This is a genomic window from Plantactinospora alkalitolerans (genome assembly GCF_015690345.1).
Lineage (GTDB): Bacteria > Actinomycetota > Actinomycetes > Mycobacteriales > Micromonosporaceae > Plantactinospora > Plantactinospora alkalitolerans.
Genome location: NZ_JADPUN010000209.1, coordinates 11866 through 37488 on the forward strand (window position 1 = coordinate 11866; position 25623 = coordinate 37488).

Genomic DNA, 25623 nt, shown 5'->3' on the forward strand with positions numbered 1-25623 from the left:
ATGGGACTGACCGTCGTCTCCACGTTCTTTCCGCTGCCCCCGGACCGGGGCGACCCGGTCCGGGTACTCATGATGCTTCGGGCGATATCACGGATCCAGCCCTTCACCCTCGCGGTGGTGCGGCGGCCCGACACCACCGGCGACCAGCTCGACCAGTTGGGCGGGATGCTGCCGGAGGTGGAGGTTCGGGACTATCCGGCGACGCCGTACCGACTGGACCGGCTGGGGCCGTTCGGTCGCTATCCGGAGGCGATGGCCGACGGACTGCCACCGTGGATCCGGAGCCGTTACAGCCAGCCGTTGCACGACGACCTGCGGACCCGTGACGGCGCGGGGATCGCCATCGGGGAGGCGGCAGCGGTGTATTTCCGGGGCACCCGGCTGCGCTGGCACTGGGACAAGGCCAACGTACTGGCCGGGAGTACCCGGGGGGACATCGCTGAGGCCGAGGACCTCGCACACCAGCTCCGGGCGCGGTACCTGGCCGGGATCTCGACCCGGTTCGAGTCGCGGGCGCTGTCGGAGTGCGAGACGGTCTCGGTGACCAGTGCCGAGGAAGCCACCCGGCTCGCCGAGCACCATCGCCGGAGGGCGGACTTCACGTTGCCGAGCTGCGTACCGATGCCGGTCGGACATGTTCCGCGACCGCAGGAGCGCCACCTGGTGTGGCTCAGCAGCTTCTCGTACCGCGCCAACCTGGCCGGGCTGCGGCACTTTCTCGACCGGGGATGGCCGTCACTGCGCCGTGCGGGCTTCCGGCTGACCCTGGTCGGATCGGGCCTCACCGATCGGGTGCGGGCCAGTCTCGCCGCGATCGACGGTGTCGACGTGCCGGGCTACGTGGCGGATCTCCGTCCGGTGCTCGCGCGGGCCAGGGCCGCCGTGGTTCCGGTCTGGAGCGGCGCCGGGGTCAAGCTGAAGACCCTCACCCTGCTGGCCCACTCCGTCCCGGTCTTCACTACCCCGGTCGGCGCCGAGGGTGTTCCGGCGACGGAAGCCGTCCGGCTGGCGGACACCCCGGAGGCACTGGCGGCGGAGATCCTCGGGTCGTCGGCGGCCGAGTTGGACGCGATGGTCGCCGCCGGGGCTCGCCTGATCGAGGGCCAGTTCTCCGAGGACCGGTTCGCCGAGCGTCTGGTCGACGCGCTCGCCAGGCACGGCTATCTCGACGTCACCGGCACCTCGTTCCGCCAAGGAATCTGATGTCGACGAGGAAACTGGTCTCCGCCTCCTTCGCGAACCTGCTCATCCCGATCAGCGGACTTCTCGTCAGCCCGTTCCTCTCCCGGGAACTGGGACCCGACGGTCGTGGTCTCTACGCCGCGCTCACCCTGCCGATCGTCGTCTGTGGCTGGATCGGCACGTACGGGCTACAGGACGCGCTCAGTTACCACCTGCGCACCGGCAGGCTGTCGAGACGGACCGCCGCCAAGGTCAGTCTGGTGGCCTCGGTGCCTCTCGGACTGCTCGGGATCGGGCTGCTCGCCGTGCTCGGGCGCTTCGTCTTTCCCGGCGGCGACGGGCACTACGGGCAGTTCCTTCTGCTGTCCCTGCTCGCACCGCTGCACATTCTCGCCAACCTGCTCATCGGCGCGCTGACCGGCGCCTCCGACATTCGCGGCGTCAACCTGGTGAAGGTCGTGCCCGCACTGCTCAGAACGGCACTTGTCGTCTTCGCCTGCCTGACGCTGGACCTGGGCGCCTACTGGGCCGGCCTGCTCTTCGTGGCCTCGGTGAGCGGTGGACTCGTCCTCGGACTCGTCCGGCTCCGCTCGGCACCGGAGCGGGTCGATTCGCCGGGGGAGGGCACCGGAGATCCGCCCGAGCCGCCGGACGGGACCATACCCGCCCGCTCACTGCTGGCGTACTCGCTGACCTGCCTGCCCGGTGTCCTGGCAGCGATCTCCAGTGCGCGGCTCGACCAGATCGTCGGGCTGCCGGTCATCGGGGCGCGGGAACTCGGCTACTACGCGGTGGCGGTGAGTGTCGCGGAGATACCGATGGTGATCGCGACGGCGGCCCGGACGGTGCTGATGGGCCGGCCGGGCAGTGACGACCGGCGTCGGGGCAGTGCCGTCGCCCGGCTCGCCGTGCTGGCGTCGACCGTCGCGAGCGGGGTACTGGCGGCGATCGCGGGCGTTGCCGTGCCGTGGGTGTTCGGTGCCGCGTTCGCCCCGGCCGTCGTGCCCACGGTCATCCTCTGCGCGGCGACGACGCTCTACACCAGCATGGTGATTTTCAGCGCGGTCCTGCTGTCGAACGGCAGGGCGGCCTGGTCCTCCGGCGCACTGGTCGCCGGTTCCGTCCTCGGCATCGTGTTGCTGTTCCTGCTCGCGCCGATGGGTGCGGTGGGGGCGGCGATCGCCAGCCTGGCGGGTTACGGAGTGTCGGTGGTGGCCGCCGGCGCGATGGTGAGGAGAGTGCCGGAGTTGCCTTCCCTGCGGGAACTGACGGTGCCGTACCGGGAGGATCTGCGTTCCTTCGGCGGGTTGGCGGCCGGGTTCGTCGGCCGCTTCCGGAGGCGGGCCACGGCCGATCCGGGTCCGGCCGATCCGGGTCGGGCCGATTCTGGTCGGGCCGGTGCCAGCCTGGCGGACCCGGCCGGGCCACCCGGGCCCGCGACCTCGCTCCGGTGGTCGGTCGGCACCCTTGCGCACCGGATCGACATCGGCACCTTCGGGACGGGCCTGCTGTTCGTCCTCGCCTGGCTCCGGTTGATGGTGCCGATGCTGATCCAGCTGTTCGACTCGGGGCGCCCGGAGTTCAACTCGAGACAGGACCTCGTCCCCCCGGTCAGCGACCTCCTCGGCAACGCCCTCAGCCTGGCGTTCATCCTGGTGGCGGCCGTTCTCGCGGCGCACGGCGGCTACCGGCACCGACCGGCGCGGCTGTGGTCGCTCGCCGCCGTCCTCGCCCCCTTCGTCGCGATCGAGGCGGCCGGGCTCCTCAACCACCAGCGGCCCGGCCTGGTGTCGCTGGCACTTCCACTCGCCGCGGTCGCGATCTGGCTCCAACCGGTCCGACGCGAGGTCCTGGGGGTGATCGGCATCCTGGGCGCCGCCACCGCAACCGGATCGATCCTGCTGGCGCTGGTCCGTCCCGACCTCGCCCTCATCTCCGGGACGGCGGCGGGAGACAAGAGCGGACTTCTCGGCGGCCTGCTCGCCGGTCCCTTCCTGCACTCCAACGTGCTCGGCATCGCACTGGCCCTGAGCATTCCGTTCGTGTTCTGCGTCGGGCATCCGCTGATCCGCCGCGGCGGGCTGGTCGTCCTGCTCTTCGCGTTGTTCTGGACCGGTTCGCGCAGCAGTCAGCTGGCGGTCGCCGCCGTCCTCTTCACATACCTGCTGATCCGGCTGTTCCCGACCCGGATCTGGATGCTGTGGACCATGATGACGGCCGGAGTCGCGGCCGTCGTGTTCGTGCCGCTGCTCACCACGGACCCGGAGGCGTTCACCCGCCGTGGCCGGATCTGGCACACGCTGCTGGACCAGTGGGCCGAGCATCCCCTGCTGGGTTACGGTCCCCGGTACTTCCAGCGCGAACCGGACCTGGCGGTGGAGCTGGGAGGTGAGTTCACCCACGCGCACAACGCCATGGTCCAGTTTCTCGTCGTCGGCGGCCTGGTCACCACGGCGGTGGTCGCTCTTCTTCTCGTGCTCACCTGGCGGCGCTCGATGGCCCTGGCGACGGCCGGCTTCCCGGCCGCGGCGCTCTTCCTGGTCGCGTTCCTGTACGTCTCGTGGCTGGAGGCGTCGCACGTGCCGACCACACTGGCCGGGCACGCGACCTGGCTTCCGCTGATGGTGATCGCGCGGCTCGGTCTGCCGGCCGGCGGTGCACCGCCCGCCCCGGCCGGGGCGGACCGGGGCGGCCGGTCACGGGCCGGTGCCGCCGGCTGGCTGAACGGGACGGCGGGGGCGCTGCAACAGCGGCTGACGAAGGGGTCGCCTCAGAAGACGACTGTGTCGCGGATGTAGTTGGCGATCCGCCGCAGCTGGTTCGCCCCGTCGGGCGGCGCCGTCATCCGGAACACGACCTGACGATCGACCACGCCCTCGCTGCCGCCGCGCCAGTACGCAACGATGATCAGGACGTACCGCTCCTTGCCGTCGATGTTCAGCGAGCTTCGCTCGGCGTAGGTGCTGTAGCGTCCGGTACTCACCCACTGCAGGCCCCAGGCCTCTTCGGCGCGCCGCATGGAGTTCTGCTGGTCCTGGCCACACGGACTCGGGCAGTTCCGGACCACGATCTCGCCGCCGATCTCCGGGTTCTCGCCCGGAGAAACCCCGCAGTAGTGCTTGGCGTAGCCGTCCGCCTTGCCGCCGGGAATGCACTGCCACTCCCGGGGCACCTTGACGGTGAAGCCCAGGCCGTCCAGGTCGGTCAGGGTGCGGACGCCGTCCGTGGCCCCGAACTTGGGCCACTGCGCCGGCCAGGTGCCCTGCCTCGGCGGCTCCAGGCCAGGATTGAGGGCCGACGCGGTCGGCAGCGGCGCCGGGGGCTGACTGGTCGCCGGCGCGCTCTCGGCCGGCGGGTTCGGGTCGTTGCCGCCCGACCGGTTCAGCGCGAGGACGGTTCCACCACCAGCGAGGACGAGTACGACGAGCACGGCGATCCCGATCCACAGTCGACTTCGCGACGGCGCCGGTTCGGACGGCACGATGTGCCGAACGGGGGAGTAGAGCGGATCGTACGAAGACGGCGGATCGCCGGAGATTCCTCCGCTCGGTCCCGGTCGCGGCATCTCCGGCAGCGGCTGCGGCGGCCCGGAGATCGAGTCCGGTGGTACGGAGATCTGGTGCGGAGGCACCGAAACCTGGTAGGGCGGCCCGGAACTCTGGTGCGGCGGCACGGAGACCTGGTCCGGTGGCACGGAAACCTGGTCCGGTGGCACGGAAACCTGGTCGGGCGGTCCGGACACCTGGTGCGGCGGCGTGGACGTCGGCTCCCCGGTGACCAGCGGCTGCGGCGGTCCGGCCTGCCAGGGACCGGGCGGTGCCAGGCCCGGCGTCAGCCGCGTCGTCGGCGTGGCGAATTCGTCCTCGTCCGCCCCGGGCGGAGCACCGACGCTCGGCGTCTTGACGGTGACCGACTCGACTTCACCGGGTTCCGACTGGGTGGGTCGGCACTCCATGCCGAGCGCAGCGAACAACTGCTCCGCCCCGGGGCCGTCGCCGCTGGCGTAGACGACCCAGGGTGCGGCGGCCGCGAAGTCGGCGTGTACGTAGCGTAGCCCGCCCGTTCCTGGCTGTGCCAGCCCGTGGGCCGTTCCGGCGAACGCGTCCCGCCAGCGTTGGTCGCCCGCCACGGTCGCGTCGAGTACGGCCACCGTGTACGAGTTTCCCTGCCCGTCGATAGCAGACCAGACGCTGCCCACCTGACACAGGCTGATCGCCTCGATGAACTGGTACGGACCCACTGGCTGCATCCCAACCCACTCCCGCGTTGTTCTGTGCGGATCCTAACGAGGCGACACCAACCCACCCGAGGCCCCTCCGGCGGGCCCGCCGCCCGGTGGCCACCGTCGCCGCGGTAGTCCGGCGATAGTACATGTGCACTGACGGAGGGTGTTCGGGTTCGCTCGGTGAGCAATGTCGACGGTGGTGCCGGCCGGCCGGGTGCTCAGCCGGACGTGCGGAGGAGTTCGGCGACCAGCCGTTCCCCGTCCGACCAGGGGCCGTACCCGCTGGCGGTCTCCAGGTGCCCGGCGTCGCCCGCGTCGAACAGTTCCGCGCCCCAGTCCTCGGCGTACTGCTCGAACTGCGCGAACGTCGTGTACGGATCGGTACGGCTGGCCACCAGGATCGTCCGGAACGGCAGTCGGGTCCGGGAAACCGGCCCCCAGACACCGTCGACCGGTGGATCGGCCGGATCGGGTTTCCAGGCCGGGTCGATGTACGGCGGAGTGACAAGCAGCGCCGCGTGGATCGGCCCGGTGTGCGCGGCGGCCCAGGCCGCGACGGTGAGGCAGCCGGCGCTGTGTGCGACCAGCAGTGCCGGCGTCGCATCGCTTTCGACGGCGGAGTGCAGTGCGGTGACCCGCTCGGACAGCACGAACGGGGGGCCCGGCGGCCGGGGCGCCCACTGGTACCCGGGATTCGCGTCGGCCCAGCGCTGCTGCCAGTGTTCGGGCCGGGGTCGTCCACGCCCCGGCACCAGCAATGTGCGGATCATCGGATCAGGTTACGGCGACCGCGCGTCGGTGAGGCTCCGGCTGCGGTGCGCGGACCGCCGGTTTCTGGTGACCCCGCGCTCGGGCCCGGCGCCAGGGACCGACGGGTCTTCGGCTGGGCCGATCGCCCCCTCGGCACGCTCTAGGATGTGGTTGCGTACATCGGTGGACGAGCGGACAGTTCCGGCCACCTACCGTGGTGTCGGATCGGTCGCCTCGACGGCGGCGGCCGTCGTCACCTTCTCCGGCGAGAGGACCGCAGGGCATTGGGTGTGGACGGGGCGGGGAAGTCCGGGAACGAGGTGCCGACGCCGACCGGTGCCGGGTCGGCGGTGTTCCTGATGAGCGCCTGTCTCGCCGGCACCCGCTGCGCGTACGACGGTGGCGCCGCGAACCAGGAGGTGGCGGTCGGGGAGCGGGCCGCCGTGCGTCTCGTCTGCCCGGAGGTGATGGGCGGGCTGGGCACGCCCCGCGATCGTGCCGAGATCGTCGGCGGGGACGGCTTCGACGTCCTCGACGGTCGCGCGCGGGTGCTGACCCACAAGGGCGAGGACGTGACCGAGGCGTACCTCTCCGGTGCCCGGCAGGTGCTCCGGATCGCCCGGGCGACCGGGGCGGCCGGAGCCGTGCTCCAGGACTACAGCCCGTCCTGCGGTTGTCGGCAGATCAGTGACGGGTCGTTCCGGCGTAACCGGACGGCCGGGGCGGGCGTCACGGCGGCGCTGCTTCTCCGCAACGGATTCGAGGTCGTCGCTCATCACGAGTACGACGCGTCGTCGTCCTTCCGAGCCGCGCCGGATCCGCCGGAGTGAACGGGCGGCGCCGAGGTGCGTTGACTGTTCTGTTCTGTTCCGTACCGGTCCGGCGAGGATTTTCCGGGCGTCGGTCGGGGCGCATTGCGGTCAGTGGGTGGGAAGTCGTGGATGTCTGCTCTGCCGTTATTGAAGCGTTACGGTGTACGGTTTGACTGCTCTAATGTTAGCGGTAACACTCGGCTCGCGAATCTGATCGCGACCACATCCGTCCGGGCAGGCGGGAGCCGCGCCCCCAGCAGGAGAGGTGGACATGCCGCCGGCCAAGCAACCGCAGATCTGGTTCCTCACCGGAAGCCAGCACCTGTACGGCCCGGAGACCCTCGACCAGGTCGCGAGTCAGTCGCAGCAGATCATGCGCACGCTCACCGGCTCCGGTCGGGTCGTCGCGGAGATCGTCTGGAAGCCCGTACTCACCGAGGCCTCGGCGATCCGCGCGGTCCTGCTGGAGGCGAACGCCGACCCGGCCTGCCTCGGTGTGATCGCCTGGATGCACACCTTCTCGCCGGCCAAGATGTGGATCAGCGGGCTCGACGCGCTCCGTAAGCCGCTGCTGCACCTGCACACCCAGCTCAACGAGGCGCTGCCCTGGGAGTCCATCGACATGGACTTCATGAATCTCAACCAGGCCGCGCACGGCGACCGGGAGTTCGGCTTCATCCAGACCCGGCTCGGGCTGGCCCGCAAGACCATCGCCGGGCACGCCTCCGATCCGACCGTGGTGTCCCGGATCGACGAGTGGGCCCGGGCCGCGCTCGGCTACGACCACCTGCGCAATCTCCGGCTGGCACGGTTCGGCGACAACATGAGGGACGTCGCCGTCACCGAGGGTGACAAGGTGGAGGCGGAACTCCGGTTCGGCGTCTCGGTGAACACCTACGGCGTCAACGACCTGGTCGACGTCGTGGACCGGGTCGCCGACGTGGAGATCGACCGGCTCGTCGCCGAGTACGCCGACACCTACCGACTCGCTCCGGAACTGGCCAAGGACGGCGACCGGCACGACTCGCTGCGCTACGCGGCCCGGATCGAGGCCGGCCTGCGGCAGTTCCTCACCGACGGCGGATTCGGGGCGTTCACCACCAACTTCCAGGACCTCGGCGGGCTTCGCCAACTACCCGGACTCGCCGTGCAACGGTTGATGGCCGACGGCTACGGCTTCGGCGGCGAGGGCGACTGGAAGACCTCGACCCTGTTGGCGGCGGTGAAGGCGATGAGCGTCGGTACCGGCCGGGGTACCTCGTTCATGGAGGACTACACGTACCACTTCGGGCCCGGCGAACCGAAGATCCTCGGCGCGCACATGCTGGAGGTCTGCCCCACCATCGCGGGCGGGCAGCCCTCGTGCGAGATCCATCCGCTCGGTATCGGCGACCGCGAGGACCCGGTCCGGCTCGTCTTCGACGCCACCTCCGGTCCCGCGGTGGTGATCGGTCTGGCCGACCTCGGCGAACGGTTCCGTCTCGTCGCCAACGAGATCGAGGTCGTGCCGCCGGACGAGCCGATGCCGAAACTGCCGGTCGCGCGCGCCGTATGGAAGCCGGCGCCGTCGCTGACCACGTCGGCCGAGTCCTGGCTGACCGCCGGAGGCCCGCACCACACCGTGCTGACCCAGGCGGTCGGTTCGGCGACCCTGCGGGACTTCGCCGACATGCTGCACACCGAGTTGGTACTCATCGACAAGAACACCACGACGGTGGACTTCCGGGACCGGTTGCGCTGGAACCAGGCGTACCACCGGCTCGCCCAGGGGCTGCCCGGCCGGAACTGACCCGACCGGGGCGGGGCCGGGCATGCCGACTCCATCGATCCATGGTGGAGTGACGATGGTCCGACGTACGTCACCGGCCGGCCCCGCGGGTCGCGTACCGCGCGACCCGCACCCGTTTCAGACCCAGCGGGTCGCGGCGCAAGCCCGTGTCCCGCAGCGGAGACCCGCACGCAGTACCAGGAATTGGAGGAGCACATGAAATTTGCCCGGCTCGCCGCGGCGGCTGGCGCCATCACGCTCGCCGCCGCCCTCACCGCGTGTGGCTCGAGCGCCAAGACGGGCGACGACGACAGCGGCACCGGTGACACCGCCGGTGCGCTCGTCGGCGTCACCATGCCGACGAAGTCCTCCGAGCGGTGGATCCACGACGGCAACAACGTCAAGGCGGGGCTGGAGAAGCTCGGCTACCAGGTCGACCTCCAGTACGCCGAGAACGACATCCCGTCCCAGGTGAACCAGATCGAGAACCAGATCACCAAGGGTGCCAAGGTCCTCATCATCGCATCGATCGACGGCACCGCGATCACCAGCCAGTTGCAGAGCGCGGCGGACAACAAGATTCCGGTCATCGCGTACGACCGCCTGATCCGGAACAGCCCGAACGTCGACTACTACGCCACCTTCGACAACTTCAAGGTCGGCGTCCAGCAGGCGACCTCGCTGCTGGTCGGGCTGAAGTTGAAGAAGGACGACGGCACCGACGGCGAGGCGAAGGGCCCGTTCAACGTCGAGCTGTTCGCCGGTTCGCCGGACGACAACAACGCCACCTTCTTCTTCAACGGTGCGATGTCGGTCCTTCAGCCGTACATCGACAAGGGCACCCTCGTGGTCAAGAGCGGGCAGAAGGACTTCAAGACCGTCGCCATCCTGCGCTGGGAGGCGGCTGCCGCGCAGCGCCGGATGGAGGACCTGCTGACCAAGACGTACGGCAGCGCGAAGGTCGACGGCGTGCTGTCCCCGTACGACGGACTGTCGATCGGCATCCTGTCGGCGCTGAAGAGCAACGGCTACGGCACCGGCGGTCAGCCGTACCCGGTGGTGACCGGTCAGGACGCCGAGGTCGCCTCGGTGAAGTCCATCATCGCGGGCGAGCAGTACTCGACCATCTACAAGGACACCCGGCAGCTCGCCGAGGTCGCGGTCAAGATGGCCGACGCGGTGCTCAAGGGCAGCAAGCCCGAGGTGAACAACGAGAAGGACTACGAGAACGGCAAGAAGGTCGTACCGTCCTTCCTGCTGCAGCCGGTGATCGTCAACAAGGCCAACTACAAGGAGTTGTTGCTCGACACCGGCTACTACAAGGAGGACCAGCTCAAGTAGTCGCTCCTTCGGCGGCGGTCGCGCGGGTTCCGTGCGACCGCCGCAGCACCACCGGCCACCCCTCTCGCACGACGGAGGCTTCCGTTGGCAATGACCGACGACATTCTGCGGATGCATGACATCACCAAGACCTTCCCCGGGGTACGGGCTCTCCAGGAGGTCAACCTCTCGGTGGGCCGAGGGGAGATCCACGCGATCTGCGGCGAGAACGGCGCGGGAAAGTCGACCCTGATGAAGGTGCTGTCCGGGGTCTACCCGCACGGCTCGTACTCGGGGGAGATCTCCTTCGACGGCGAGGCGTGCGAGTTCTCCGACATCCGGGACAGCGAGCGGCGCGGGATCGTCATCATCCACCAGGAGTTGGCGCTCTGCCCCCAGCTCTCGATCGCCGAGAACATCTTCCTCGGCAACGAGCGGGCGGCCCGGGGCCTGATCGACTGGAACCGGACCAACCACGAGGCCGCCGAACTGCTCGCCCGGGTCGGCCTGCGGGAGAACCCGGTGACCACGGTCAGCGACATCGGGGTCGGCAAGCAGCAGCTCGTCGAGATCGCCAAGGCGTTGTCGAAGCGGGTCCGGCTGCTGATTCTCGACGAGCCGACGGCGGCGCTCAACGACCGGGACTCCGAACACCTGCTCGACCTGCTGCGCGGCCTGCGCGACCAGGGCATCACCTGTGTGATCATCTCGCACAAGCTGAACGAGATCGCGGCGATCGCCGACCGGATCAGCATCCTGCGGGACGGCCGGATGATCGAGACATTGGACATGAGGACCGACGAGGTGACCGAGGACCGGATCATCTCCGGCATGGTCGGCCGGGACCTCGACCACCGTTTCCCGCCCCGGGAGCCCCGGATCGGCACGGAGATCCTGCGGATCGAGGACTGGACGGTGCACAGCCCGACCCAGCACGGCCGGGTGGTGGTGTCGAACGCCAACCTCACGCTGCGGCGCGGCGAGATCGTCGGGCTCGCCGGGTTGATGGGCGCCGGGCGTACCGAGCTGGCGATGAGCGTCTTCGGCCGTGCCTACGGCACGAACATCACCGGCCGGCTGGTCAAGGACGGTACGGAGATCAGCGTACGGTCCGTTCGGGACGCCATCCGGCACGGCATCGCGTACGCCACGGAGGACCGTAAGCGGTACGGCCTCAACCTCATCGAGGACATCAAACGCAACATCTCGGCGGCGGGACTGGGCAAGCTGGCCCGGCGCGGCTGGGTCGACGACAACCGCGAGTACCAGGTCGCCGACGAGTTCCGTACCAGCATGAACATCAAGGCGCCCAGCGTGCTGAGTACGACCGGCAAGCTCAGCGGTGGTAACCAGCAGAAGGTCGTACTGTCGAAGTGGATCTTCACGAACCCCGACGTGCTGATCCTCGACGAGCCGACCCGCGGTATCGACGTCGGCGCCAAGTACGAGATCTACTCGATCATCAACCGGCTCGCCGACGAGGGCAAGGCGGTCCTGGTCATCTCGTCGGAACTGCCCGAACTGCTGGGCCTGTGCGACCGCATCTACACCCTCTCCGCCGGCCGGGTCACCGCCGAGGTGGCGCGGGAGGACGCGACCCAGGAGGGTCTGATGCGCTACATGACCAAGGGTCAGACCGACACCACCAACGGCCGGAGCACGGGGTCCGGCCGGAGCGACACGACGAATGAACAGGAGTAGACCTCGATGAGCGCCACCGCACCCACCAACGCCGATCTCGCGGTGAGCGGGCCTGGTCTCGGCGATCCGTCGCCATCGGCCGGCGGACCCGGTCGCCGGTTGTCGGTGAACCTGCGGCAGAGCGGCATCTACGTCGCCTTCGCGTTGATCGTTCTGCTGTTCTCGGTGCTCACCGACGGTGCTCTGCTGCAACCGCAGAACATCTCAAACATCATCGTGCAGAACTCGTACATCCTGATCCTCGCGATCGGGATGATCCTGATCATCATCGCCGGGCACATCGACCTGTCCGCCGGCTCGGTGGTGGCGGTCACCGGCGCCGTCGCCGCGGTGCTGATGGTCGAACACGACGTACCGTGGCCGCTGGCCCTGCTGATCACCCTTGTCGTCGGCGGACTCATCGGCGCCTGGCAGGGCTTCTGGATCGCCTACTTCGGAATTCCGGCCTTCATCGTGACCCTGGCCGGCATGCTGCTGTTCCGGGCGCTCACCCTGACCGTGCTCGGCAACCAGGGCATCGGGCCGTTCCCGGACCCGGTCCGCACCCTGGCCAACGGCTTCACCGAGGGATATCTGGGCAACATCGGACTCGGGCCGCTGGGCGGCGCGGACCTGTTCAGCCTGCTGGTCGGGATCGCCGCGGTGGTCGGCTTCGCCGCGGTGCAGTGGCGCGGTCGGATGGCCCGGCTCGGCTACCACCAGACGGTCGAACCGCTGCCGCTGTTCGTGCTCAAGATCGTTGTGGCCGCCGTCGTGGTGATGACGGTGATCGTGCAGCTTGCCCGGTTCAAGAACCTGCCCTGGGTCCTGGTGCTGCTCGCGGCACTGATCCTGGCGTACTCGCTGGTCACCAGCCGTGCCGTGTTCGGCCGGCAGATCTACGCGGTCGGTGGCAACCTACAGGCCGCGACCCTGAGCGGGGTCAAGGTCAAGTCGGTGATCTTCTGGATCTTCGTCAACATGGGTGTGCTGGCCGCGCTCGCCGGAGTCATCTTCGCCGGCCGGCTCAACCAGGCCGGACCGACCGCCGGCGGCTCCTTCGAACTCGACGCCATCGCCGCCGCCTTCATCGGCGGGGCCGCCGTACAGGGCGGCGTGGGCAAGGTGGTCGGTGCGATCACCGGCGGCCTGATCATGGGTGTGATCAACAACGGCATGTCGCTGATCGGTGCGCCGAGCGAGCAGGTGATGCTGGTCAAGGGTGTCGTGCTGCTGGCGGCGGTGGCCTTCGACGTGTGGACCAAGCGCCGCGCCGGCGCCTCCCGGTAACGGCGCCCGAGCCTGCGGGGGTAGGGCGCCCCGACCTCCGGTAGGGGCGCCCCCGGACCTCCGGTAAAGGTGTCGGCCGGGCGGCGATCCGCCTGACTTCCGGAGCCCAGGGGCATACGGTTGAAACCCGGACGAACCAGCGGGGTCGGGTTCGTCCGGGTTTTCCCGTCCGACGGCCCCGCCCGAGAGCCGGGAGGAGGGCCGATGACCGGTCCGGGACCTGACCGGGCAAGCGCGGAACCCCGCTCGCCGGCCCGGACGCCCGCCCGCCGGCAGCCCGGCTGAGATGGACTGGGCCGGTTGGGCGCTGTTCGGCGTGGTGGCCACGGCCACGCTCACCGCAGCGATGATCACGGCGCAACTCGCCGGGTTGACCCGCGTCGACCTGCCGCTGATCCTCGGCACCATGGTCACCGGGGACCCCGACCGGGCCCGGGTGGCCGGGTTCGGAATCCACCTCCTGACGGGTCAGGGGTTCGCGCTCGGCTACACCGCGGTGTTCGCCCTGCTGGGCCGCGCCACCTGGTGGCTCGGGGCGCTGCTCGGGGTACTGCACGTCGGCATCGCGCTGACGGTGCTGCTGCCTCTGCTTCCGGGCGTACACCCACGGATGGCTTCGGCGCGGGCCGGTCCGTCCAGCACGGCGGTGCTCGAACCACCGGGCCTGCTCGCCCTCAACTACGGTGTACAGACTCCCGCGGTCACGGTGGCCGTACACATCCTCTACGGGACCGTCCTCGGACTGCTCCTGCAGGCCCGGTGAGCCAGGTCCCGGCCCCCGAGCCCGGCGCGCCGCCGGCACCGATCGCGGACTACGGGCTGCTGGGGGACACCCGCACCGCCGCCCTGGTCTCCAGCACCGGCGCGATCGACTGGATGTGCGTACCCCGGTTCGACGGCGCGTCCCTGTTCGGTCGGCTCGTCGGCGGACCGGAGGCGGGCACGTACCGGATCGGTCCGGCCGGACCGGCCGAGGTCGTCGAACGGCGGTACCGGCAGCACACCGCCACGCTGCGGACGACCTGGGTGGTCGGCGATCGGCGGCTCACCCTCACCGAAGGGATGGTCGCCGAGGTCGTCGGGCGGCTGCTGCCGTCGACCCTGCTCGTGCGGCGGCTGACGGCCGAAGGAGGCCCGATCGAGGCCGTCGTCGACTTCGATCCCCGACTCGGGCCCGGCCACCGGGCACCCCGGGTACGCCACCGCCGGTCCCTGCTCGTCTGCGAGTGGGGAGCCGTCGCGGTGTCGCTGGCCTGCGCTCCCGGATCGACCCTCGTCCCTGGACAGCCAACCCGGGTCACCGTCTCCCCGGACCGACCGCTCACCCTCGTGCTGGCCACGGCCCACCGCGAACCACTGATCGAGGTCGAACCGGACGCGGCCTGGGAACTCCTGTGCGCCGACGAGGCACACTGGCGCACCTGGATCGCCGAGGTGGACCCGGAACTGCCCTTCCGGGACGCCGTGACGCGGAGCCTGCTCACCCTGCGGCTGTTGACGTACTCGCCGTCCCAGGCCCCGGTCGCGGCGCCCACCAGTTCGCTGCCGGAGCAGCTCGGCGGCGGCCGGAACTGGGACTACCGCTACGTCTGGCCCCGCGACGCCAGCATCGGGGTCGCCGCGTTCCTCGGCGTCGGCAAGCCCGACCAGGCACGCGGTTTCCTCGCCTGGCTGCTGCGTGCCAGTCGGTTGCAGCGGCCCCGCCTGCCGGCGCTGTTCACCCTCAACGGTCTGCGCGTGCCGGCGGAGCGGCAGCTCGACGGCTGGACCGGCTACGCCGGCAGCACGCCGGTACGGATCGGCAACGACGCCGCCAACCAGCACCAGCTCGACGGCTACGGCTGGGTCGTCGACGCCGTCTGGGTGTACGTGCAGGCCGGACACCGTCTCGACGCGGAGACCTGGCGGGCGGTGCGGGGCTTCGCCGACGTGGTCATCCGTCGATGGCGGGAACCCGACGCCGGCATCTGGGAGCTGCGACAGTCCAGCCACCAGGTGCACTCCAAGCTGATGGGTTGGCTCGCCCTCGACCGGGCTCTGGGGATAGCGAAGACGCATCCGCTCTCGGGCCGGCAGCAACGACGCTGGCAGGCTGCCCGGCAGGCGATCGCCGTCGACGTCCGTACGAACGGCTTCGATCCCGAACGGTCCAGTTATGTCCGCAACTACGGCTCGGCGGAACTCGACGCGGCGCTGCTGGTACTGCCACTACTCGGCATCGAAGACGCCGGCTCGCCCCGTGTCGCCGGCACCATCGACGCGATCCGCACCGAACTCGGCGCGGGCGGTCCGCTGCTCTACCGCTACCCACCCGGACACGACGGGTTACCCGGCTCCGAAGGCGCCTTTCTGCCCTGCTCGTTCTGGCTCGTTCAGGCCCTCGCCAGCACGGGACGGCGGGCCGAGGCGGTCGAGCTGTTCCAGGCACTCCTGGACCGGGCCAGCCCGCTCGGCCTCTACGCCGAGGAGATGGATCCGGTCACCGGCGCCCACCTCGGCAACTATCCGCAGACCCTGACTCATGCGACGCTGGTCCAGGCCGCGCTCGCGATCCGGTCGGCCCCGTCCGGGTAGGTCTGTCCGCCTCGGCGACCGACCGTGGGCCCGGCGGCGGGCCGGTGCTGATCGAGCCGGCCGAGGAGGAAGGCGAGGAAGGCGAGGAAGGCGAGGAAGGCCCGTACCTCCTCGCCGTCCATGCTGTTGCCGGCCGTCCGCCCTCGGGCGTAGCTGTGCAGCGCCGCGCCGATCAGCCGGCCGAACTCCGGCAGGACCCCGATCGCCCACTCCGCCGACCGCTTCGGGTACCACCGCCGTTGGGCCGCGAACGTGGGACAGCGGGGTGTCGACCCTTTCCAGTACCGCAGGGCCGGCGCGTTCCACCACGGCGATCAGGTCGATGTCGCTGCGTCCCGGCGTGTAGCCGTCGAGCGCGAGGGACCCGGATGGACCTCGAGGAGCGAAAGGATCGCGGTGCTGACCGCAACGGGGTCGACGGTCTGGTGCAGGTGACGGCCGGGGACGGTCAACACCGGCCAGCCACGTTCGGCGGCCTCGTCGGCGAGCCGGTCGTACGGCGGCCCGAACGCCAGGTAACCGCAGGGATGGTCGTCCCAGCCCGGTGCCACCGGCACCGCCTGTTCGTAGTAGGCCAGCGGCAGCCGGGGCTGTTCCCCGACGATCAGGTGCCGGATCACCGGGTCGGAGAACATCGGCGCGACGTCGGCCTCGTCGAACCAGTCGGTCCAGCGGGGCAGCCGGCCTGCCGGATCGGCCATGCCCCGAAGCAGTCTCAGATGTTGCTCCGGAACCACCGGAGTTGCCCCGGTGCGGGCTGGCAAGGCGGCATCGACGAAAACCGATCCGAAGACCGGCTGCACCAGCCCGGTGCGGATCGCCGGCACGAACAACCCGGCATTGCTGTGCACCACCAGCACCACCGGTCGGTCCGGCGCGGTCGCCGACAGCGCGTCCCGGACGGCGTACACCACCCGGGGCCAGTACGGCGGCTGTCCGACGCCGACGTCGAGCAGCGACGGAACGAGCACGTCCCGACCCCGGGCCCGCAGTTCGGCCGCGACCGGTTGCCAGGTGGCCGGCCCGACCGACGGGCTGTGCACCAGTACGACCAGCGGAGTGGCCTTCGCTCCGCCACGATCGTGGTCCGCTGCTCGCCGGCCCGGCGGATGATCCCGGTCCTGAAGATTCATGGTCTCCAGTCCGAGGTTGACGGGCCGATCCGGCGAGCGGTAGCGCTCGAGGTCGAGGTCGAGTTTCCGGAGGACCGTTCCGGTCCGGTCAGCGGGGCGGCGCGGTTTCGGCCAGGAACTCGGTGAGCAGGGCGGTGACCTCGGCGGGCCGTTCCAGGCTGGGCAGGTGACCGGCCCAGGGAAGTTCGAGGTGCCGGGCGTTGGGCAGCAGTTCGGGCAGCCGGGCGGCGATCTGCCGGAAGTCCGGGAGATCGTACCGGCCGGAGACGGCGAGGCACGGCGCGGAGATCTTTCCGAGGTCGACCTCGTCGCGCTCGGGTGCCGGAAACTCCTCGGTGGCGGCGAGCTGGACCTCGAAGGCGTGCCGCTGCATCTGGCGGACCCGGTCCCGGACCGCGTCGTCGGCCTCCGGGCCCAGCCAGGTCTTCACGTTGAGTTCGACGGCGCCGGCGATGTCGTCGGCCTCCAGTAGCACGTCCTCGCTTGCGCCGAAGGATCGAAGCTCCGCGCTGGGCTGGTGTCCGGGCATCCCGGCGCAGAGCAGCGCCAGCGTGCTCACCCGGTCCGGCCACCTGGCGGCCACCTCGAGCCCGACCTTCCCGCCGTAGGAGGCGGCGACCAGTGCCACCTGGTCGATCCGGAGTGTGTCCAGCAGGTCGCGTACGTCCTCGGCGTCGGTGTACGGGCGGTCGGCCATCGGGGTCTGGCCGTAGCCACGGAAGTCGCAGCGCAGTACCCGGTATCCGGCGTTCCGCAGGGCGGACCACTGTGGGTCCCACATCCGCCGGTCGCAGACCGAGGAGTGCAGCAGCAGGACGGCGGGGCCGTCACCTTCGTCATCATGTGCAAGTGTCATCGGACGCCACCATAGGCGGTCCGGAACCGCCCTGACCACCGAATATCGGCGCCGAGAATATCCGCATCCCTCCGCTGGGTCTGGACCGAGTCGATACGCTGAGCCAGGCGGGCAAATGCCACTTTTTTGCGCAATTGCCGGCGCGGCGGGAGGGGCTTCCGTCACAGCATGCCGCCGGTCGAGGCGACATCGTCCTTCCGGGCGAGCACACGGGGAAGAGGAGGGTCGGGTGCCCTATCTGACTGTCGGCGTGGAGAACTCCGCGCCCATCGATCTGCACTACGAGGATCATGGCACCGGGCAGCCGGTCGTGCTCATCCACGGCTTCCCGCTCAGCGCCGCAGCCTGGGAAAAGCAGGTCGCGGCCCTACTGAACGAGGGCTACCGGACGATCACCTACGACCGGCGGGGGTTCGGCACCTCCAGCCAGCCGGCGGTGGGCTACGACTACGACACCTTCGCCGCCGACCTCAGCATCCTGATCAACGAGCTGGACCTCACCGACATCGTGCTGGTCGGACACTCGATGGGCACCGGCGAGGTGACCCGGTACATCGCCAACTACGGGTCCGCCCGGGTGAGTCGGGCGATCTTCATCTCACCGATTCCGCCGTACCTGCTCAAGACCGAGGACAACCCGGAGGGCGTGGACCAGAGTCTCTTCGACGGCTTCATGAAGAGCGCGATGGCGGACCGGCCCGCGTACCTGACGTCGTTCATGAACGACTTCTACAACACCGACGAGAACCTCGGTAAGCGGGTCAGCGAGGAGGTCGTCCGGCTCGGCTGGAACGTTGCGGTCAACGCGTCGCCGACCGGCACCGTGGCCTGCATCCCCGCCTGGCTCACCGACTTCCGGTCGGACCTGCCCCGAATCGACGTACCGGCACTGATCATCCAGGGCGACGAGGACCGGGTCCTGCCGTACCCGGTGACCGGGCAGCGGATGCACGCGGCGATGCCGAGTAGCCAACTACGGACCCTGAAGGGCGCCCCGCACGGCATTCCGTGGACGCACGCCGACGAGGTCAACCAGGCGCTGCTCGAGTTCATCAAGACCCCGGTCGACGCGCTGACCTGACCGCCGGCCCGGCCGGCGGTCAGGTCAGGACCGCTCCGCCGGCCCGGGTACGGCTCGGCTCACGGCTCGGGTGCGATGAGTCGTTGGTCGCTGGAGTCGTGCACCGTGATCGCCTCCACCGGGCAGGACTCCGCGGCGTCGATCACCGGGTCGGCCGGCGGGACCGTCTCGGCCAGCGGCGTCGAGAGCCCTTCGACGAGTTGGAAGTGCTGCGGCGCGGTACCGGCGCAGATGCCCGCTCCGATGCAGCGGTGCGGATCGACGCTGACCCGCCAGTTGGCGCTCACCAGGTCACCGGTAGCGCGGCCAGGCCGCGTACGAGCAGTCCGCTCTTCCAGGTCAGCTCCGGTTCCGGAACCGCCAGCCGCAACCCGGGCAGCCGGGTGACCAGGGTGTGGATCGCGACCTGCAACTCCATTCGGGCGAGCTGCGCGCCGATGCAGTGGTGCGCCCCGTGGCCGAAGCCCACATGAGGGTTCGGGTCGCGACCCAGGTCGAGTCGGTCCGGGTCGGTGAACACCTCACCGTCCCGGTTCGCCGACCCGACCGACGGCAGCACCGGCTCGCCGGCCCGGACGAGGACGCCACCGAGTTCGATGTCCTCCGTCGCGTAACGGGGGAAGGCGGAGGCGGCGCCGAGCGGTACGTACCGGACCAGCTCCTCCACCGCGGACGGCACCAGCCCGGGATCGGCCCGCAGCCGGGCCAGCTCCGCCGGATGCTCCAGCAGCACGTAGACGAAGTTGGGGATCTGGGTCACCGTCGTCTCGTGTCCCGCCGCCAGCAGCCCGGCGGCGAGTTGCACCAGCTCCTCCTCGGTGAGCCGGTCCTCGTTCTCGTCCCGGGCCCGCACCATCGCGCCGAGCAGGTCGTCGATCGGCTCGCGGCGGCGCACCGCGACCAGCTCGCCGATGTAGCCCCAGAGGTTCTCCAGGTAGCTCTGGATCTGGTCCCCGCTCAGCGACGTGGTCGAGACGATCGCCTCGGACCAGGTGTGGAAGTTGTGCCGGTCGGCGAACGGGACCCCGAGCAGTTCACAGATGACCTGGATCGGCAGCGGCGTGGCGAACTGCTCGACCAGGTCCGCCGGGGGACCGGCCTTCACCAGCTCGTCCACCAGCTCGTCGGCGATCTGCTGGGCACGGGCGCGGAGCAGCTCGACCCGGCGGGCGGTGAACGCCTTGGCCACCAACCGGCGCAGCCGGGTGTGGTCCGGTGGATCCATCGCGAGCATGCCGAGGTCCTGCTGCCGTGGGGTGGTCCGGGGCTCGTCGCGGCCCACGCTGAGAGCACGGCTGAACCGGGCGTCACCCAGCACGACCCGGACGTCCTCGTGCCGGGTGGCGAGCCAGGCCTCCTCGCCGAACGGCATCTGTACCCGGGACAGTGGCTGGTCCCGGCGCAGCTGCGCGTAGTGCGGGTCCAGGTGAAGTCGGTCGGGAGCGGCGAACGGGTACGGTCGAGCGGTCACCTGCCGGCTGTCCGTCATCACGAATCCCTCCGTTCGAAGGTGGGCATGGTCGCCCGACGCGACGGTCGGCGGTGACCGCCACCAACCGATGACGATCAGCCTCTCCGGACCATCTGCGCCGAGTGAGGCACTGATGGCGGATGGTAGCGAATTATGCTGATCAATACCATTGGGCACTGTGGATGATCGGTCGGACCGTCACCGGGTCAGCCTGCGACGGTCGACGCCTGCCGGGCATCCGGGTCTGTCGGGGCGGGCGGTCAGGCGTTGAGGTAGGTGAGGACGGCCAGGACCCGCCGGTTGTCGTCGTCCGAGGGTGGCATGCCCAACTTGCTGAAGATTCCGTTGATGTGCTTGCTGATCGCCTTCTCGGTGACGAAGAGCCGGCTCGCGATCGCCGCGTTCGAGCGGCCCTCCGCCATCAGCCCGAGGACCTCGCGTTCCCGCGCGGTGAGGGCGTGCAACGGCTGGACGCCGGCATTCTTGGCCAGCAGTTGACCGATCACCTCCGGGTCCATCACGGTGCCGCCGGCGGCGACCCGGCGTACCGCGTCGACGAACTGGGTGACGTTGGAGACCCGGTCCTTGAGCAGGTAGCCGATGGCGCCGCGGCGGTCGGCCAGCAACTCGCGGGCGTAGAGCTGTTCGACGTGTTGGGAGAGGACCAGGATCGGCAGTCCGGGAACCTGGACGCGGGCCTGGATCGCCGCCTGCAGACCCTCGTCGGTGAAGGTGGGCGGCAGCCGTACGTCGACCACCGCCACGTCGGGCCGTTGCTCGATCAGCGCCGGCAGCAGCGCCGGTCCGTTGTCGACGGCCGCGACGACCTCGAAGTCGAACGCCTGGAGCAGTCGGGTTATCCCGTCTCGAAGTAGGGCGAGGTCTTCGGCGATGACAACTCGCACGGCAGCTCCATGGTCACGGTCGTGGGCCCGCCGGGCGGGCTGGCCACGGACATCGTGCCATCAAAGGCGGCGAGCCGTCGCTCGATACCCTGCAGGCCACCTCCGGCCGCCGGGTCGGCACCGCCGAGGCCGCTGTCCGCGACCACCACGACGAGCCGTCCCTCGCTGTGACCCAGCCGTACCCAGGCGTGTTCCGCGTGGCTGTGCTTGGCGACGTTGGCCAGCAGTTCGGCCACCGCGAAGTAGGCCGCCGACTCGACCGGGGCCTGCGGCCGCCCAGGCAGCTCGACGTCGACCTCGATGCTGAGCGGCAGTTTCAGGGCGAGGGCCCGCACCGCGCCGTCCAGCCCGCGTTCGGCGAGCACCGGCGGATGAATGCCCCGGACGAGGTCCCGCAGCTCGCCCAGGGCCTCGCCGCTGGCCTCCCGGGCCTCCGCCATCAGCCGCTGGGCCGTCTCGGGATCCCGGTCCATCAGCGCCTCGGCCAGCCCGATGTTCATGCTCAGGGCCACCAGCCGGGCCTGGGCGCCGTCGTGCAGGTCACGTTCGATCCGGCGCAGCTCGGCGGCCTGGGCGTCCATCGCGTCGGAGCGGGTCTCGGTGAGCCGTCGCACCCGCTGGTTCAGCGTCTCCCTGGGGGTCGGGGCCAGCAGCGCCCGGATGAACCCGGCGTGCAGGTGCTGGACGCGCTGGCCCAGGAGTCCGCCGAGGAACAGCACCAACCCGCCCTGCGGCACCGCGAGCACCGCCTCGAAGACGTTGTCGATCGGCCAGGTCGCGCCGTACCCGTACCAGATGTCGAGTGACCAGAGCAGGACCGGCACCCCGATGAGGCCTTCCAGACCGTAGGCCAGCAGGCAGAGCGGGAGCAGTCCCAGCACCAGGCCGACCGGGATCGACACCAGCAGCCAGAGCAGGTCCCGCCAGGTCGCCGGGTCGGTGATCACCCACCGGTAGTGGGCCCAGATGCCCGATCCGGCCGGTTCCGGTCGGTACGGGACTGGGATCTCCTCCCCGCTCCACCGCGTGGCGAGCCGCCGGTTGAGGTTGGCGAGATCGCGTACCGCGAGTGTCACCGCGGGAAAGGCGAACACTCCGACGCCGAGCACGGTGAAGACGAGCGCCAGTAACGACAGCACCAGCAGCACGATGTTGGCGCTGGTCGAGAGCACGGCCAGCAGCAGCGCCTGGCCGCCGTCGACAAGGCGGCGGCGGAGCCACGGTCGTAGCTGTCGTAGCCATTGCGCGGGCGAGCTGTCCATGGGCCCATTCTGGTGGATCTGCCGGCCCGGATCTGTGGTGCTACGACCACCCCTGTTGGGGACGTGCCACCCCTGCCGCCGGTGCCGCGAGGCCCTTGGATCGATGGCATGACCGTGGCCGTCGACGGCCGGAAGTTCCCGTCGGTCACCAAGCAGCCCTACCAGGTTCCGGGAGGAACGCGTCATGTCCAGGCACCGATTGGCCGGAGTACCATCCGGCCGGCGCGCCAAGTTCGCGATGCTGGCCCTGTGGGTCGTTATCGCGGCACTGGCCGGCCCGCTCGCACTTCGGCTCACCGAGGTGCAGAACAACGACAACCTGGGCGCTCTGCCCGGTGGGGCCGAGACGAGCCGGGCGGCGGAGCGGGCCGCAGCGGCGTTCCCGGAGCCGGACGGTCTGGTGGCGGTCGTCGTGTACGCCAGGGAGGCGGGCCTCACCGTCGCGGACCGGACGAAGGTCGCGACCGACCGGGCGGTCTTCGCCCGGTACGCCGTCGGCGGCGTGGTACCGCCCGAGGCCCCCAGCGAGGACGGCCAGGCGCTGCTGCTCTCCTTTCCCCTCGCCGGGAGCGGCGACGAACAGTCGGCGGCCGCCGGCGAGGTCAAGGACCAGTTGGCGGACGGGGTGCCCGACGGGTTGCGGACCGCGCTGACCGGGTCGGCCGGGGCCGACGACGACATGTTCGACGCGTTCGGCGGAATGGACCACACCCTGCTGCTGGCCACCATCGGCGCGGTCGCGCTGCTGCTGCTGATCACCTACCGCAGTCCGGTGCTCTGGTTGCTTCCGTTGATCACTGCCGGGGTGGCCAGCCAGGTGGCCAGCGCCGTGGTCTATCTGCTCGCCGAGCACGGCGGACTCGTCGTCGACCTGCAGAGCCAGAACATCCTGACAGTGCTGGTCTTCGGGGTCGGGGTGGACTACGCACTGTTGATCATTGCCCGGTACCGCGAGGAGTTGCGGCGGCACCGGGACCGCCACGAGGCGATGGGGTCGGCGCTGCGCCGGTCGTTCCCCGCGATCTGCGCCTCCGCAGCCACCGTGGTGGCCGGGCTGCTGTGCCTGCTCGCCGCGCAACTTCCCGCGACCCGGGGTCTCGGCCCGGTCGGCGCGCTCGGGATCGTCGCCACGCTGATCGCGATGACCACGCTGCTGCCGGCGGTGCTCGTACTCTTCGGCAGGTGGCTGTTCTGGCCCTTCGTGCCGCGGTACTCGGCGGACCGGGCCGCGCACGACGTGGCCGAGGACCACCGCGGCTGGGCCAGGGTGGCCGGCTTCGTCGGCCGGCGCCCCCGGACGACGTGGATCGGCACCGTCGTCGCGCTCGGCGCGCTCACCCTCGGCATCGGCAACCTCAGCATCGGCCTGCCCGGCGACGAGTTCTTCACCAAGGAGGTCGGCTCGGTCACCGGACAGCGCATGATCGAGACCCACTGGGCGGCCGGTACGATCGCCCCGGCCGAGATCCTGGCCAACGCCGGCAGCACCGACCAGGTGGTACGGGTGGCGGCCACGGTCGACGGGATAGCGGAGGTCCGTGAGCCGGAACGCTCGGCCGACGGGCGGTGGGTACGGGTCCCGGCGGTCCTGGCCGACGACCCCGGCTCCCGGGCGGCGATGGAGAGCGTGGACCGGTTGCGCGACGCGCTCGCGACGGTGCCCGACGCCGACGCCCTGGTCGCCGGTGAGACGGCGTTCCAAGTGGACACCGAGGAGGTCACCAATCGGGACAACCGGATGGTGATGCCGCTGATCCTGCTGGTCGTCCTCCTCATCCTGGTGGTGTTGCTCCGCGCGCTGGTCGCACCACTGCTGCTGATGATCAGCGTCGTGGTGTCGTACGTCGCCGCGTTGGGCGCCGCCGGCCTGGTCCTCGACGCGCTGGGTCATCCGAGGCTGTGGGTGGGCATTCCGTTGCAGGCGTTCCTGTTCCTGGTCGCCCTCGGGGTCGACTACACCATCTTCCTGATGACGCGGGCCCGGGAGGAGGTCGCCGTGCTGGGGCACCGGCGCGGTGTCCTGCACGCGCTCACCGTCACCGGCGGAGTGATCACCAGCGCCGGCGTGGTGCTCGCGACCACGTTCGCCGCGCTCGGCGTACTTCCGCTGGTGCCGTCGGTGCAGACCGGCGTCATCATCGCCGTCGGTGTCCTCATCGACACGTTCCTGGTGCGCAGCCTGTTGATCCCGGCCCTGGCCCTGCATGTCGGCCCCGCCACCTGGTGGCCCGGCAGGCCGGACCGGACGACGACCGAACCGGTGCCACCAACCCTCGCCCCGGCCGGGGCGGCACGCTGACGAAGACGCGGTCCTCGTACCCGACCGTCGCCGCTCGGCCGACCGTTCCCCGCACCCGCCGGGGCGGTCAGCCGGGCGGCGACGGCCGGGTACGACGCTGCCGGGCCACCTCGTACAGCGCGACGGTGCCGGCGGTCGCGGCGTTGAGCGAACTCGCCGAACCGACGATCGGGATCCGGAGCATCCGGTCGCATGCCTGGCGCCACGCGCTGCTCAGCCCGTGTGTCTCGTTGCCGATCAGCAACAGCGTCGGCCCGGTGAGATCGTGTTCGGCGATCTCCACCGCACCGCTCTCGTCGGTACCGACGATCTGGACGGGCGACCCCTGCGCGCGCAGCGTCTCGACCCACTCGACGACCTCCCGGTGGGATCCGGTCCGGACCACGGGTACCGCGAAGAGCGAGCCGGTGCTGGCCCGGACCGCCCTCGGGTCGTACGGGTCGGCGGCGTGTCCGACCACGATCACCCCGGCGGCGCCGAAGGCGTCGGCCGAGCGGACCAGGGTGCCGATGTTGCCCGGTGCCGTGGGGCGGTCGAAGACGACCACCAGTGTCTCCGGCCCGGTCGGGATCCGGTCCAGCCGGTCCGGCGGCAGCCCGACGACGGCGACCAGCTCGGGCAGCCCGTCGTCCTTGCCGCCGAGCTCCGCGAGGAGTTCGGGTGCCATCCCGACCCGGGTGGTCGGCACCTGGTCGAGCAGTTCCGCCGCCCACCGGGACAGTGGGGCGTCGTCGGAGTGCAGCAGGGCGTGGATCGGCCAACCCTGTTGCACGGCCAGGGTGATCGGTCGGACCCCCTGGACGAGGAACTCACCGGCCCGCTGTCGTTTGGTGCGGTTGGTCAACAGGGCCAGCCACTGCTGGAAATTCGCGTTCCGGGTGCTGACCCGCAGGGTCTTCGTCGTCGCCCGGGCCGGGCCGCCGCGGTCGGCCGTACCCGCTCGTCCGGAGGATGCCCCGTACCGGCGTTCCGGGCCGCGGCTGGGGCTGTCCGCAGTCACCGGACGACGATATAC

General features: G+C 70.3%; 21 protein-coding genes. 11 read left to right on the top strand and 10 right to left on the bottom strand.

The features are described from left to right. Both I0C86_RS22940 and I0C86_RS22945 read left to right on the top strand, forming a co-directional pair. A complete protein-coding gene (locus I0C86_RS22940; RefSeq protein ID WP_196203342.1) occupies nt 1–1203 on the top strand; it encodes a glycosyltransferase family 4 protein in 1203 nt (400 codons plus the stop codon). Further along, nucleotides 1203–3980, top strand: coding sequence for an O-antigen ligase family protein (locus I0C86_RS22945; RefSeq protein WP_196203343.1), 2778 nt, complete (start codon nt 1203–1205; stop codon nt 3978–3980). The genes I0C86_RS22940 and I0C86_RS22945 overlap by 1 nt, the downstream gene beginning before the upstream one ends. Here the strand turns inward: I0C86_RS22945 and I0C86_RS22950 are convergent. Then, on the bottom strand, nt 3953–5431 hold the full coding sequence (locus tag I0C86_RS22950; RefSeq protein ID WP_196203344.1) for a hypothetical protein: 1479 nt from the start codon (nt 5429–5431) through the stop codon (nt 3953–3955). The genes I0C86_RS22945 and I0C86_RS22950 overlap by 28 nt on opposite strands. Nucleotides 5432–5625: 194 nt before the next feature. Next, complete coding sequence (locus I0C86_RS22955; protein WP_196203345.1) at nt 5626–6177, bottom strand: RBBP9/YdeN family alpha/beta hydrolase; 552 nt, start codon at nt 6175–6177, stop codon at nt 5626–5628. A 270-nt stretch (nt 6178–6447) separates the two neighbouring features. Between I0C86_RS22955 and I0C86_RS22960 the strand changes: the two genes are divergently transcribed. The 7 genes from I0C86_RS22960 (at nt 6448) to I0C86_RS45125 (ending at nt 15601) form a co-directional block, all read left to right on the top strand. After that, the gene (locus I0C86_RS22960; RefSeq protein WP_323373796.1) at nt 6448–6987 is read left to right on the top strand and encodes a DUF523 domain-containing protein; all 540 of its coding nucleotides are present in this window, start codon (nt 6448–6450) and stop codon (nt 6985–6987) included. Nucleotides 6988–7240: 253 nt separating this feature from the next. Continuing rightward, nucleotides 7241–8758: an L-arabinose isomerase gene (araA, locus tag I0C86_RS22965; RefSeq protein WP_196203346.1), complete on the top strand. Its 1518-nt coding sequence runs from the start codon at nt 7241–7243 to the stop codon at nt 8756–8758. Nucleotides 8759–8953: 195 nt separating this feature from the next. After that, entirely contained in the window at nt 8954–10078 is a 1125-nt protein-coding gene (chvE, locus tag I0C86_RS22970) for a multiple monosaccharide ABC transporter substrate-binding protein (RefSeq protein WP_196203347.1), read from the top strand. Between the two features lie 90 nt (nt 10079–10168). Next, entirely contained in the window at nt 10169–11758 is a 1590-nt protein-coding gene (gene mmsA / locus I0C86_RS22975; RefSeq protein WP_196203348.1) for a multiple monosaccharide ABC transporter ATP-binding protein, read from the top strand. A 6-nt stretch (nt 11759–11764) separates the two neighbouring features. Continuing rightward, nucleotides 11765–13027 (top strand): multiple monosaccharide ABC transporter permease, encoded by a 1263-nt coding sequence (gene mmsB, locus I0C86_RS22980; protein WP_196203349.1) that lies wholly within the window; start codon nt 11765–11767, stop codon nt 13025–13027. A 286-nt stretch (nt 13028–13313) separates the two neighbouring features. After that, the gene (locus I0C86_RS22985) at nt 13314–13790 is read left to right on the top strand and encodes a hypothetical protein (RefSeq protein WP_196203350.1); all 477 of its coding nucleotides are present in this window, start codon (nt 13314–13316) and stop codon (nt 13788–13790) included. Continuing rightward, a complete protein-coding gene (locus tag I0C86_RS45125) occupies nt 13787–15601 on the top strand; it encodes a glycoside hydrolase family 15 protein (RefSeq protein WP_323373795.1) in 1815 nt (604 codons plus the stop codon). The genes I0C86_RS22985 and I0C86_RS45125 overlap by 4 nt, the downstream gene beginning before the upstream one ends. Here I0C86_RS45125 and I0C86_RS22995 read toward each other — a convergent pair. From I0C86_RS22995 to I0C86_RS23005, 3 genes are all read right to left on the bottom strand, one after another. Continuing rightward, complete coding sequence (locus I0C86_RS22995; RefSeq protein ID WP_196203351.1) at nt 15547–15723, bottom strand: hypothetical protein; 177 nt, start codon at nt 15721–15723, stop codon at nt 15547–15549. The genes I0C86_RS45125 and I0C86_RS22995 overlap by 55 nt on opposite strands. A 192-nt stretch (nt 15724–15915) precedes the next feature. Continuing rightward, on the bottom strand, nt 15916–16734 hold the full coding sequence (locus I0C86_RS23000; protein WP_230394625.1) for an alpha/beta fold hydrolase: 819 nt from the start codon (nt 16732–16734) through the stop codon (nt 15916–15918). 88 nt (nt 16735–16822) lie between these two features. Next, complete coding sequence (locus I0C86_RS23005) at nt 16823–17590, bottom strand: alpha/beta fold hydrolase (protein WP_196203352.1); 768 nt, start codon at nt 17588–17590, stop codon at nt 16823–16825. A gap of 229 nt (nt 17591–17819) precedes the next feature. On the opposite strand from I0C86_RS23005, the gene I0C86_RS23010 reads away from it, so the two are divergent. Continuing rightward, nucleotides 17820–18671: an alpha/beta fold hydrolase gene (locus I0C86_RS23010; RefSeq protein WP_196203353.1), complete on the top strand. Its 852-nt coding sequence runs from the start codon at nt 17820–17822 to the stop codon at nt 18669–18671. Nucleotides 18672–18730: 59 nt separating this feature from the next. Here I0C86_RS23010 and I0C86_RS23015 read toward each other — a convergent pair whose 3' ends face one another. From I0C86_RS23015 to I0C86_RS23030, 4 genes are all read right to left on the bottom strand, one after another. After that, the gene (locus I0C86_RS23015) at nt 18731–18958 is read right to left on the bottom strand and encodes a ferredoxin (protein WP_196203354.1); all 228 of its coding nucleotides are present in this window, start codon (nt 18956–18958) and stop codon (nt 18731–18733) included. Continuing rightward, complete coding sequence (locus tag I0C86_RS23020) at nt 18955–20160, bottom strand: cytochrome P450 (protein WP_196203355.1); 1206 nt, start codon at nt 20158–20160, stop codon at nt 18955–18957. The genes I0C86_RS23015 and I0C86_RS23020 overlap by 4 nt, the downstream gene beginning before the upstream one ends. Nucleotides 20161–20402: 242 nt before the next feature. Further along, nucleotides 20403–21047: a response regulator gene (locus tag I0C86_RS23025; protein WP_196203356.1), complete on the bottom strand. Its 645-nt coding sequence runs from the start codon at nt 21045–21047 to the stop codon at nt 20403–20405. Then, the gene (locus I0C86_RS23030) at nt 20999–22309 is read right to left on the bottom strand and encodes a sensor histidine kinase (protein WP_196203357.1); all 1311 of its coding nucleotides are present in this window, start codon (nt 22307–22309) and stop codon (nt 20999–21001) included. The genes I0C86_RS23025 and I0C86_RS23030 overlap by 49 nt, the downstream gene beginning before the upstream one ends. A 184-nt stretch (nt 22310–22493) precedes the next feature. On the opposite strand from I0C86_RS23030, the gene I0C86_RS23035 reads away from it, so the two are divergent. Continuing rightward, complete coding sequence (locus I0C86_RS23035; RefSeq protein WP_196203358.1) at nt 22494–24608, top strand: MMPL family transporter; 2115 nt, start codon at nt 22494–22496, stop codon at nt 24606–24608. 67 nt (nt 24609–24675) lie between these two features. On the opposite strand, the gene I0C86_RS23040 is transcribed toward I0C86_RS23035, so the two are convergent. Continuing rightward, a complete protein-coding gene (locus tag I0C86_RS23040) occupies nt 24676–25500 on the bottom strand; it encodes an RNA methyltransferase (RefSeq protein WP_196203363.1) in 825 nt (274 codons plus the stop codon). Nucleotides 25501–25623 lie beyond the last annotated feature (123 nt).

Bases quoted from the DNA above. Each gene is read 5' to 3' on its own strand.
- I0C86_RS22940 (WP_196203342.1), top strand. From the start codon at position 1: ATGGGACTGACCGTCGTCTCCACGTTCTTTCCGCTGCCCCCGGACCGG.
- I0C86_RS22945 (WP_196203343.1), top strand. From the start codon at position 1,203: ATGTCGACGAGGAAACTGGTCTCCGCCTCCTTCGCGAACCTGCTCATC.
- I0C86_RS22950 (WP_196203344.1), bottom strand. From the start codon at position 5,431: ATGCAGCCAGTGGGTCCGTACCAGTTCATCGAGGCGATCAGCCTGTGT.
- I0C86_RS22955 (WP_196203345.1), bottom strand. From the start codon at position 6,177: ATGATCCGCACATTGCTGGTGCCGGGGCGTGGACGACCCCGGCCCGAA.
- araA (WP_196203346.1), top strand. From the start codon at position 7,241: ATGCCGCCGGCCAAGCAACCGCAGATCTGGTTCCTCACCGGAAGCCAG.
- chvE (WP_196203347.1), top strand. From the start codon at position 8,954: ATGAAATTTGCCCGGCTCGCCGCGGCGGCTGGCGCCATCACGCTCGCC.
- mmsA (WP_196203348.1), top strand. From the start codon at position 10,169: ATGACCGACGACATTCTGCGGATGCATGACATCACCAAGACCTTCCCC.
- mmsB (WP_196203349.1), top strand. From the start codon at position 11,765: ATGAGCGCCACCGCACCCACCAACGCCGATCTCGCGGTGAGCGGGCCT.
- I0C86_RS22985 (WP_196203350.1), top strand. From the start codon at position 13,314: ATGGACTGGGCCGGTTGGGCGCTGTTCGGCGTGGTGGCCACGGCCACG.
- I0C86_RS22995 (WP_196203351.1), bottom strand. From the start codon at position 15,723: ATGGACGGCGAGGAGGTACGGGCCTTCCTCGCCTTCCTCGCCTTCCTC.
- I0C86_RS23000 (WP_230394625.1), bottom strand. From the start codon at position 16,734: ATGAATCTTCAGGACCGGGATCATCCGCCGGGCCGGCGAGCAGCGGAC.
- I0C86_RS23005 (WP_196203352.1), bottom strand. From the start codon at position 17,590: ATGACACTTGCACATGATGACGAAGGTGACGGCCCCGCCGTCCTGCTG.
- I0C86_RS23020 (WP_196203355.1), bottom strand. From the start codon at position 20,160: ATGACGGACAGCCGGCAGGTGACCGCTCGACCGTACCCGTTCGCCGCT.
- I0C86_RS23030 (WP_196203357.1), bottom strand. From the start codon at position 22,309: ATGGACAGCTCGCCCGCGCAATGGCTACGACAGCTACGACCGTGGCTC.
- I0C86_RS23035 (WP_196203358.1), top strand. From the start codon at position 22,494: ATGTCCAGGCACCGATTGGCCGGAGTACCATCCGGCCGGCGCGCCAAG.